10 protein-coding genes are annotated in these 9,671 nt (G+C 68.7%); 4 read left to right on the forward strand and 6 right to left on the reverse strand.

The features are described 5' to 3' along the window. Positions 1–132: 132 nt before the first annotated feature. The 4 genes from ACIRVK_RS42030 to ACIRVK_RS42045 all read right to left on the reverse strand — a co-directional run bounded on the left by ACIRVK_RS42030 (position 133) and on the right by ACIRVK_RS42045 (position 5,337). Positions 133–1,407, reverse strand: a complete 1,275-nt coding sequence (locus tag ACIRVK_RS42030) for a glycoside hydrolase family 6 protein (protein WP_404256859.1) — start codon at positions 1,405–1,407, stop codon at positions 133–135. A gap of 276 nt (positions 1,408–1,683) precedes the next feature. Continuing rightward, positions 1,684–1,923, reverse strand: coding sequence for a cellulose binding domain-containing protein (locus ACIRVK_RS42035; RefSeq protein ID WP_404256861.1), 240 nt, complete (start codon positions 1,921–1,923; stop codon positions 1,684–1,686). Between the two features lie 322 nt (positions 1,924–2,245). Continuing rightward, positions 2,246–3,373 carry a cellulose binding domain-containing protein gene (locus ACIRVK_RS42040; RefSeq protein ID WP_404256863.1) on the reverse strand — a complete coding sequence of 376 codons (1,128 nt, stop codon included), beginning with the start codon at positions 3,371–3,373 and terminating at the stop codon, positions 2,246–2,248. A 359-nt stretch (positions 3,374–3,732) separates the two neighbouring features. Beyond that, positions 3,733–5,337, reverse strand: a complete 1,605-nt coding sequence (locus ACIRVK_RS42045) for a carboxylesterase/lipase family protein (RefSeq protein WP_404256865.1) — start codon at positions 5,335–5,337, stop codon at positions 3,733–3,735. A 261-nt stretch (positions 5,338–5,598) separates the two neighbouring features. Here ACIRVK_RS42045 and ACIRVK_RS42050 point away from each other — a divergent pair, with 261 nt between their 5' ends. Continuing rightward, positions 5,599–6,186 (forward strand): TetR/AcrR family transcriptional regulator, encoded by a 588-nt coding sequence (locus ACIRVK_RS42050; protein WP_404256867.1) that lies wholly within the window; start codon positions 5,599–5,601, stop codon positions 6,184–6,186. Between the two features lie 214 nt (positions 6,187–6,400). Here ACIRVK_RS42050 and ACIRVK_RS42055 read toward each other — a convergent pair whose 3' ends face one another. Further along, the gene (locus tag ACIRVK_RS42055) at positions 6,401–6,682 is read right to left on the reverse strand and encodes a hypothetical protein (protein ID WP_404256869.1); all 282 of its coding nucleotides are present in this window, start codon (positions 6,680–6,682) and stop codon (positions 6,401–6,403) included. A gap of 44 nt (positions 6,683–6,726) precedes the next feature. Here ACIRVK_RS42055 and ACIRVK_RS42060 point away from each other — a divergent pair. The 3 genes from ACIRVK_RS42060 to ACIRVK_RS42070 all read left to right on the forward strand — a co-directional run bounded on the left by ACIRVK_RS42060 (position 6,727) and on the right by ACIRVK_RS42070 (position 8,658). Beyond that, positions 6,727–7,958 (forward strand): IS3 family transposase gene (locus ACIRVK_RS42060; protein WP_404256871.1). Its coding sequence is split into 2 segments (ribosomal slippage): positions 6,727–7,060 and positions 7,060–7,958, totalling 1,233 coding nucleotides; the frame shifts between segments, so codons are not numbered across the junction. A gap of 162 nt (positions 7,959–8,120) precedes the next feature. Further along, complete coding sequence (locus tag ACIRVK_RS42065) at positions 8,121–8,192, forward strand: hypothetical protein (RefSeq protein WP_404256881.1); 72 nt, start codon at positions 8,121–8,123, stop codon at positions 8,190–8,192. Between the two features lie 7 nt (positions 8,193–8,199). Continuing rightward, entirely contained in the window at positions 8,200–8,658 is a 459-nt protein-coding gene (locus ACIRVK_RS42070; RefSeq protein WP_404256873.1) for a RacP protein, read from the forward strand. An 81-nt stretch (positions 8,659–8,739) separates the two neighbouring features. Here ACIRVK_RS42070 and ACIRVK_RS42075 read toward each other — a convergent pair whose 3' ends face one another. Beyond that, positions 8,740–9,366, reverse strand: a complete 627-nt coding sequence (locus ACIRVK_RS42075) for a hypothetical protein (protein ID WP_404256875.1) — start codon at positions 9,364–9,366, stop codon at positions 8,740–8,742. Positions 9,367–9,671: the final 305 nt, after the last annotated feature.

The following is a 9,671-nucleotide window of genomic DNA, read 5'->3' on the forward strand; positions in this document are numbered from 1 at the left end:
CACGCACAGGTAAAAAATACCGGCGGTGGCGTCGTGGAATGGGCGCGTGGCGGGTCGGCGGTGCGCCCAGACGCGGCCGTGGGTGCCGCCCCTCCGCAACAGGCCCGGTTCTCTACTGGTGCCCGGCAGAGTTCAGCGGTTGAAGGTCAGACGCGGTACCGCGTTACGGGCCAGTGTGTGAGCTTGGTCGGGCCACCAGGCGCCGGCGGGCGGGTCGACGATGCCGTATTCAGGGTCGATCGTGCCGCCGGTGTTGCGTGTGCAGCTGCCGTCGGATTCACCAGGGGTCTTTATCCACAGGTAGGCATCGACGAGCGGGACACCGGTGTCGGCAGTGGGACGCGGGCCGAGACCGCGGCCGGGCGCGTTGCACCAGGGCTCCGGGTCCCCGCTGTACTTGCCGGGCTCCGGGGTCCAGGCGCCCAGTCCGTTGCGGCTGGTGTCGATCACGAAGTGATGCAGCTCGCCGGCCGGCGGGGTGCCCACGTTCTGGTCGAACCAGGCGTCGGTCCACCGCCAGGTGGTGGGGTCGGTGGGGGAGACGGAGTTGCCGGGGGCGCCGTCGTTGGGGGCGGCGGACGAGTAGTACTGGCTGGCGCACCAGTCGGTGTGGCCGCGTGCCTGCTCGGGTCCCTCGGTGGCGAACCACAGGCACTTGGCGATCCAGGTGCCGTACCTGGCGTTGTGGTCGGTCGGGTGCATGTTGGACACGTTCAGGGCGAAGCCGTCGCCGTACTGGACCCCGGCATTGTGCAATCGCTGGGCGATGTCGCCGACGGCCCGCCACTGGACGTTGCCGGCGTCCAGGTAGACCGCGGTGCGAGGCCGGGCCTTCAGGGTCTTCACGGCGTAGGCGAGGTCGGCGATGCGGGCGGTCGTGAGTTCACCGGTCGGGTCCGTGGCGGGCCCACAGTCACTGGGAAGGTTGGCCAGGCCGTCGGGCTCGACCACGACCAGCGCCTTGTCCCCGCCGATGCCGGCGGCGAAGGCGTCGATCCACTGGCGGTAGGCGGCGGAGGACGCGGCTCCGCCGCTGGAGTACTGCGAACAGTCCCGGCCGGGGATGTCGTAGGCGACCAGGACGGGCGTCCGGTGGACCGCACGGGCCCGGTGGACGAGCTGCTGAGCCTTGACCCGCACCTCGTCGGGCGTGCCCTCGGTGAACCACTCGGCCTGTGGCCAGCTCGCGAGTCTGGCCATGTTCACGGCGTTCTCGAGGTCCCCGTTCCCGAGGTCGACGAGGGCCTGCTTCGCGGCCTTGCTGTGCGGGTCCACGTAGAACTTGGTGGACGGGGTGATCACGTCCTGCCGGGGTGCGGCCTGCGCCTGCGTCGCGGTGAGGGCGGCACAGGCGGTGAGCGCCGCGACGAAGGAGGCCACTCGGCGTCGTAAGCTGCGTGTTTTCAAGGCTGCTCCTGGTCGGTGGATGGATTGCTGGGTGTCCGTTGCCCTGGCGGGCCGGTCGGGTGCGCGGGTCGGTGAGTGGTGGTCAAAGTCTGCGGACCGGTCGCGCGGCAGGGGGATGGAGGAGCGCACTGATCGTCACGCCGTCGTTGCCGCGCAGCACCGCGGTCGCCGGGGGATCGCGAGCCGTGACGGCCCAGCCCGGTGCCCCGAGCGCGGATCCCACCCGCACCAGGCGGGCGAGCGCTCTGGGTCGTGGTCCCAGGGCGCTCGTGGGGGTCAGGATGCGGTGCACGAGAAGGTGCCGTGGTTTCGGTCGGCGCCGTCGAGCGTCATCCCCCAGGTCGTCGACGCGCCGGGTGCCAGGGAGCCGTTGTGGGTTCGCGACGGTGACACCGTCCGGCAGGGTGTGGTGCACGACCAGCCGGTGACCGGCTCGGAACTGGTGTTGGTGACAGTGACGTCGGCCTGGTAGCCGCACTGCCATGAGCTGGTCAGCTTTGTCCGTGGCGGCGGCACTCGCCGCAGGCGGCAGGGGCGCCGCGCTCAGGGCGGTTAACGCGGTGCAGCAGCAGGCGGCCAGCACCGTGGCGGTACGCCTTCGGGCGGGGGAGCGGGGGTTCGAAAGAAGCTGCACGGGAAGGATCCCCCTTCTTGGTGAGCGGGAGGGGTGCTGTTCGGCTGCCGACGTGGTGCGGTTCGGTCATGCCCGCGACGGTGTTCGCGAGGCCGGACGAGGCGGCGGTGCTGTCGGCCGGCCCGGCACCTGCCGTGACGTGAGGCGCGCGCCCTGCGGGAGACTGCGCCTCCCTATGTCACATGCGCTGCCGCACCGGGTGTGTCATGCGGTGGTGCAGTCGGTCCCGTTGAGGCTGAAGGCCGTGGGGTCGGCGAAGGTGCCGCCGTACGTCGCCTGGAAACCGAAGGAGACCTTGCCCCCGGCCGGGATCTGCGCGTTATGGGCGAGATTGCTCGCAGTGACGGCTCCGGACGACGGGGCGAGGTCGGCGTTCCAGGCGCTGGTGATCTGCTGCCCGGCCGGCAGCGTGAATCCCAGTTTCCAGCCGTTGACCGAGGCGGAACCGGTGTTGGTGACGGTGACGTCCGCGGTGAAACCGCCCTGCCAGACGTTGGTCCCGTACGCCACGGCGCAGGCCGTGGCACCTCCGGAACCACCGGGGGCACCGCCGGTGTTGACCGTGGAGGAGAACGCGGTCACGGCGAGGCCGGTGCCGTTCTGCCAGGGTTCGAAGCCGGCCTGAACGCTGGTCAGGTACCAGTTGTTCTGGGCCAGCCCCCGTGAGACGGCCTGGCGGACGAAGTCCATGACGTCGAAGGTCCAGCTGGTGATCGCCGACGGGGCGACGAAGGTCAGCACGTCGTTGGAGCCGTTGTTGCCGGACCACACCTGCCACTGGCGCCCGGCCACGGTGGCGGTACCGACCTGCGAGCCGACGGGCTGAACGGAACCCACCTTGTTGAACCAGACCATGATTTCGGTCCGGTTGACGCCGTCGGTGCGAGGCGTGGGGTCGAGCCAGATGTCGTACGCGGCGTCGTACACCGCGTCGTTCACGTAGCTGTAGGAGATGCCGGTCGGCGCGCTGGATATGCCGCTGAGCCGCGCCGGGAGACCGGTGCCCGGCGAGCAGTTGGTGTAGTGACAGCCGTTGAAGACGGACGGGTAGGACTTCGGGGCGCCGTTCGTGGGAACCGAGCCGTCGGCCCGGGTGATCTTGAACCCGGAGCCGGTGGCGGTGATGCACTGGGTCGTGCTGCTGCCCCAGCGGTTGTTCTGAACGACGTAGCGGCCCTGAATCGTGGTCGTCCCGAGCGGTTCGCAGAGTGTGGTGTCGGCCCGGGCCGCCGGAGCGGCGCTCAGCGACGCGAGCAGGAGGGCGAGAGAGGCGAGAACTGCGCTTGCCAGACCGCCCGCCCTGCGGGGGAGAGGGTGCCGTGACGTTCGCATGCGAGTCCTTTCGGAGGGGTGGGGGTGATCGCGGGAACGCTTCTTCCGTCCAGTGGGAGCGCTCCCATCGCCTCCGTTTCGGAAGGACTGTATGCGAGGGGCATGACCCTGACAAGATTCGAGGCGCGATCCCGACGGCATCATCGCCCCGGAGCACCTGCATCTGAGGCCGAGCACGCCTCCCTCACCAAACTCCCCGCACTCCCGGCGAACCGCAGAGCGCGATCGGCATCACCGCAGCTGGAGGCTGCCCGTGCGGTCGCGATGCTTTCCCGCTCTGAGCCGGCCGGAGGCCGACCGGCTGCAGTCCACTGTTGCACCGACACGAGTGCGTGCAGCGAGGCGCCGAGAGACGGTGATCAGGTGGCAGCTGTCGTTGTCCGTGCGGTACGTCGCCGCTTGAGCAGGTGACGGATGCCGAAGAGGGCACCTGCCAGGATGGCCAGGAAGCCAACGACGATGACGGTGGTCCAGACGGGGCCGATGAGCGCGATGATCACGCGGGGATCGTGCCAAGGGGTGCCGGGGTAGGTGAGCGGGGTCAGGTCCTGGAGGGTCGGCTTGCTGCCGTCGTAGGGCAGTGCGGAGAACACCTTGCGTTCGTTGCTGAGCGGGTCGTCCGCGACGGTCGTCTTCTTGCCGATCACCAGGGTGGGACGGTCGGTGAGGTTGTACTGCTTCCAGTCCCTGCGTCCTGGCGTACCGGTCTTGGCGAAGGTGGTCCAGATGTCCTGGACCTGGCCGGACAGGCGGTTGCGCCAGATGCCGGTGCCGTAGAAGTCGGGGTCGGCGGTGAAGTTGCCGAAGACGAAGCCCAGGTCGATGGCGTGGGGTGCGCCGTATGTGCCGCCGTCCTTGGGCGAGGGGGTGGTGAACAGGCCCATCCACACCGGCACTCCACGGTGGGCCAGGACTTCGGCGGTGCGGAGGGAGGGGGCGCGGAAGGCGACGTCGCCGGCAAGGGCCATGCCCACCTGAGCCTCGGTCAGCTCGGGGCGGTTGTGGCGGTAGGCGGAGATGGCGGCATCGACGTGGTCCTTGCCGACGAGGTTGGCCAGCCAGGGCCGGTAGAGCACCTCCGGCATCCGCTCGACCTCGGAGATTTCCTGGATCCAGTAGCGGGCCTCGTCGCGGGTGGTGGTGATGATGGTGGGCACCTTGGGCCCGTCGGCGGAGGTAAGACGCTTCATCGGATGCTCGGGCAGCACCCGGCCGTCGACGACCGGCCCGAAGGCGGTGTCGGAGAACTCGCTGTCGTACAGCTTGTCGGTGGCCTGCTGCAGGCGCTTGGCGCTCAGCTTCCGCAGTTCACCGGCCGTGGAGGCGCCGGTGAGCTTGCGGTAGGCACGGGCGACCTTGCCGGCCTGCTTGAGGTCCGAGACGTTGGCTGCGGTGCCGCTCTCCAGGATCACGCGCTGGTACAGGCCGTCGGCCTGCGGGCTGCCCAGGATGGCGGATATGGAGATGGCGCCCGCCGACTCGCCGAAGAGGGTTATGTTGCGGGGGTCGCCGCCGAAGGCGGTGATGTTGTCGCGCACCCAGCGCAGTCCGGCGATCTGGTCCAGCAGCCCGTTGTTTGCGCTGGTCGCGTACTGCTCGCCCTGGGAGGACAGGTCCAGGTATCCGAACGGGCCGAACCTGTACTGCAGCGTGACCACCACCACGCCCTTGCGGGCCAGGTCGGCACCGTCGTAGATCGGCTCGGCGGCCGTCCCCTCCATGAACCCGCCGCCATGGATAAAGACCATCACCGGCCTCCTTTCCCTGCCCGAGGCCGTGCCGGTGGTCCACACGTTCGCGGTCAGGCAGTCCTCCGAAATCGCCGTCCCCCTGGGGACGATCTCGGCGTGCGGCTGCATGCACGCCGCACCGAACTTCGTGGCGTCCCGCACGCCCGGCCAGCGCTGCGCGGCCTGCGGCGGCAGGAACCGGCGCCTGCCGGTCGGCGGTGCGGCGTAGGGCATCCCTTGAACGCCTGCACGCCGTCACTGACCGCACCGCGGACCTTCCCGGCGGTCGTTGTCGCGACCTGCGAGGAGGAACCGTCGTCGGCGCCGGCCGCGGGGGCGGCAAGGGTCACTGCCAGCAGTGCGGCACAGAGCGTCAGACCTCTTCGCATGATCATCCCTCTCTTTGCAACCCCGTTTCAAACGTCAATGTACAACGTCGTTGCAAACTATAGGATGGGAGACCGCGGGCCACAGAGGTGAAGGAGACGAAGGCACATGCCGGCCGAGGTGGAGAGCACGGAGCGCAGACGCCAGATCGGCGAAGCCGCCCTGCGTGTGGTCCGGGAACGAGGAGCGGCCCAGCTGACCATCCGCGCGGTCGCGCAGGCCATGGGCGGCTCCACCAGCCTGGTCACCCACTATGTCCGCAACCGGCGCGAACTGCTCATCCTCGCCTTCACCACCGTCGAACACCGCTGGGCAGCCGAGGAGGAGCGCCTGGCGGACCTTCCGGCCGCCGAGCGGATCGAGCACCTGACCGCCTGGGGAGCGGACTGGTCGCACGAGGAGGACGAAGTCGTCGCCGCCCTCCTCCTGCACGTGCTCACCGAAGCGAAACCAGCGCCGGAAGACCTCGCGGTCGTCCACCACACCCTCGACATGTGGCACCGCGAACTCGGCCAAGCCGCGGAAGCCGCAGGCATCCCCGACCCCTGGGCAGCCGCCGACCTGATCTACCTCGTCTCCCGCGGCGCCATGCTCAGCACCCTCGAACACCCCGGGACCTGGACCACCGAACGCCTCACCACGGCAGCCGGCCACCTCAACCGGCTACTTCGCCCGGGCTCGACCGCCCCTGTGTGAAAAGGCCGGATCGGGTGTGATGGGCGGAAGGCTGCTGGGGCGCGAAGACATGTCAACTCCAGTGAGACGAGCACGAGAAGGGGGCCTCAGGGCAGACGCGCCGCGGGAGTGCAGGCGGGCGATGGTCTGGGATCGGCTCGATCGGGAAGGTTCCCGGTGCCGTTCGTCGTCAGCGGGCCGCTCGGGCTGCGATGCGGGACATCGGCCGGCGCCGTCAGGCGGTCAGGGACTCCACGCGCCGGATCACCTCGCGGCAGAACGCGGCCACCCCGTTCGGGTCGTCGGTGAACTGCGAGGGCTTGATGCAGAAGGTGGTGAAGCCCTGGGCCATCTGCGCGGGGATGGGCTCGAGGGCCTGGGCGAGGTCGGCGCAGGAGTCGTCGTCGGGGAACACGGCGCGGGTGCCGCCGATCATCTCCAGGTCGGCGATGTCACGGCCCGCGGTGGCCATCGCGGCCTTCAGCGTCTGCGGGACCTGTCCCCGAGTGGTGGACACCTCTGAACCCGGCCCCGGTAGGGGCCGGGTAGGAGGCATCTTTTATGGTGATGAAGGTCTACTCGCCCGAGTTCAGGGCAGACGCGGTCGCGCTGTACCTGTCGGACCCGAGCCACACCTTTGAGGGCATCGGCAAGGATCTGGGGATCAGCCGGGAGACGCTGCGCAACTGGGTGCGGGCCGAGCGGGCCCGCCGAGGTGAGAGCGGCACGACGAGCACGAACACGAAGGACGTCCCGGTGAGCGAGGCCACGAAGGAAGAGCTGGAGGCCGAGATAGCGGCCCTGCGCGCGGAACTGAAGACCGTGCGCAAGGAGAACCAGAAACTGGCTACCGAACGGGACATCCTGCGCAAAGCAACGAAGTTTTTCGCACAAGAGATGACCTGGTGAACCGCTTCCAGTTCATTGAGGACCACCACCACGCCTGGGGCGTGAAGCGGTTGTGTCAGGTGCTGGAGGTCGCCCGCTCCAGCTTCTACAAGTGGAAGGCCGGCCGCGCGGCCCGCGCCGGACGTGAGCAGGCCGATGCGGCGCTTGCCGAGCGGATCAGGGCCGTCCATGCCGAGTGGGACGGCACCTACGGCCGCCCCCGCATCACCGCAGAGCTGCGCGAGGAGGGCGAGCGCGTGAACCACAAACGCGTCGGACGGGTCATGCGCAAGTTCGGCATCGCAGGGCTGAGGCTACGCAAGCGCCAGGTCACCACCGTGCCCGAACCGTCCGCCACACCCGTGCCGGACCTGTTCCGGCGCGACTTCACCGCGAGCGCGCCGAACACCCAGTACGTCGGGGACATCACCTACCTGCCGGTGGGCGACGGTGAATTCCTGTATCTGGCGACAGTGATCGACTGCTTCTCACGTCGTCTGGTGGGCTGGTCGATCGCCGATCACATGCGTACCTCGCTGGTCGTCGACGCGCTCAGGGCAGCCGCCGCGACACGCGGCAGCCTGGCCGGAGCTGTCTTCCACAGCGATCACGGAGCCCAGTACGCATCCCGTCAATTCGCTGATTTCTGCGCAGAGTTGGGCGTCCGGCAGTCCATGGGCGCAGTCGGCACGAGCGCAGACAACGCACTCGCTGAATCGTTCAACGCAGCCCTGAAACGCGAGACGCTCCGTGGCGCCCGCCGCTTCGACGGGGCCCGCGCCTGCCGCCTGGCGGTCTTCCGCTGGACCACGCGCTACAACACCCGCCGCAGGCACTCGGCGAACGGACAGCAGGCACCGATCGCCTACGAACAGCAGTCAGCTACCCTGACACTTGCCGCATAACGATACGAACAGGTGTCCACTCCTCGGGGGCAAGGCCCTGCAGCTCCTCCGGCGTCACCTTGCCCAGCGGGTTGAAGGCATGGCCGTACCGGACGATCCTGCGGACCATGGCGTCGTGCATGCCGGCGCCGCCGAACACGCTGCCGGGTTCCCCTGGACTGGATGGAGACGGCCGCTGAGACCGGCAATTCCGACATGGACGAGGTGCTCGCCCGCATCCTGCGGGGTGCGTAGCCTGGCCATGCGCTCCCCGACTGCGGAACGCCACGCCGACCTGATCCGCATCGCCCTGTTCGAAGCCGCGCCGGTCGGCATGGCACTGACCCGTCTGATGGCGTCGTGCGAGCTCAGCCGCCGGCAGACCAGGCGGAGACCGGCCACACTGCGTGACCTGTGCGCCGAACGAAGCTGGCCACCGATCATCTACGGCCGTGACCTCGGCTACTACTTCTGCGCGAGCGAGGACGAACTGGAGAAATGGGAGCGGGCCTGGCTGAGTGAGAAGCTCACCCAGTTCCGCCGGGTGCTCACCGGCACCATAGGCCCGCACCAGGCCCTTTTCCCCCAGAGCACCTGGGGCCGGTTACCTCAGCGACCAGATGAAAGCGATCGAGTCGAACGTCGCACCGGCCGCCCGGCCACCTCGCTGAGCATGCTTTCTGGCCGGGACGACTACCGCCAGAGCAGGAGGCCGCGATGACAAGTCGAGTTGCGCTTCGGCGCAGGACCGCAGCCGTCCGGCGCCACGTCACGGTGGGGCTGGACGGCTGCCTTCGGCCCCTTACGGGTTACAGGTCGCGGGGATGGTGGAGGTGTTGGGCTTGGTGCACAGGGGTCCCAGGCCTGTGTTGGCGTTGGGGCGGGTGATGAAGGCCAGTGGGCCGGCCTGGTGCTCGCCGTTGAACGGGGTGGGCGGGCCGTTGAAGCCGCAGGGTTGGGCGTCCGCAGGCTTGTTGAACCAGAAGCCGACGTGGAAGGTGTTGGTCGGCTGGAGCGCAACGTCGGGGTCGAATCCGAAGATCTGGTCGAGCAGGATGGTGCGGATCTTGACGTTGCCGTTGCCCCTGGAGTTGGTGTGAACGTCGGACTGGTACCAGGCCAGTCCGAAGTTGCGGAAGGCAGGGTCGGGGTCGCCGTTCGCGAGCTGGTTGCTGCGCTGCACGGTGAACAGGTCGAAGTCGAGGTTGGGCTTGAAGCCCGTCAGGCGCAGCTCGAGCTCGTCGTTGAGTTCGCCACGCTCGACCTCGGCCGTGACTTTCGGCTGACCTGCCCTGCCAGCCAGGCACGGCAGGAACTGCTGGTTGGGGAACAGTCTGAACTTCGTCGTGCCGTGTTTGCCCGCTGCGGGTGCGGGCGATGCCGCGGAGGCCGAAGCGGCTCCTGTCACGGCGAGGGCTGCTGCGCCCATGACAGAGATGATGCTGCGCGTGAGCCTTCGGCACGGCCTGGTTGTGCGGTGGTGGCGCATACAGGGACTCCTCGTCTCGTGATCAAGCGAACACCGAGGAGGTAACTACCACCCTTTATCCACGCGCCATTCACGAGTTACGCCAAACTGGCTAACTGGCCGCCTGCGCCGCGGGACTCCCGGCGGTCACTCCTGCTTCGTAGGGTGCCCGCATGTTGCGTCCTGAAGGCTGGTCCAGGCTTGCGGGTGGAAGTCCCGTCCGGGTAGACACCGGAGTGCCCGGTAGCAGGCCCCGGTCCGTCGTG

The sequence above is a fragment of the Streptomyces sp. NPDC101152 genome (genome assembly GCF_044768275.1).
Lineage (GTDB): Bacteria > Actinomycetota > Actinomycetes > Streptomycetales > Streptomycetaceae > Streptomyces.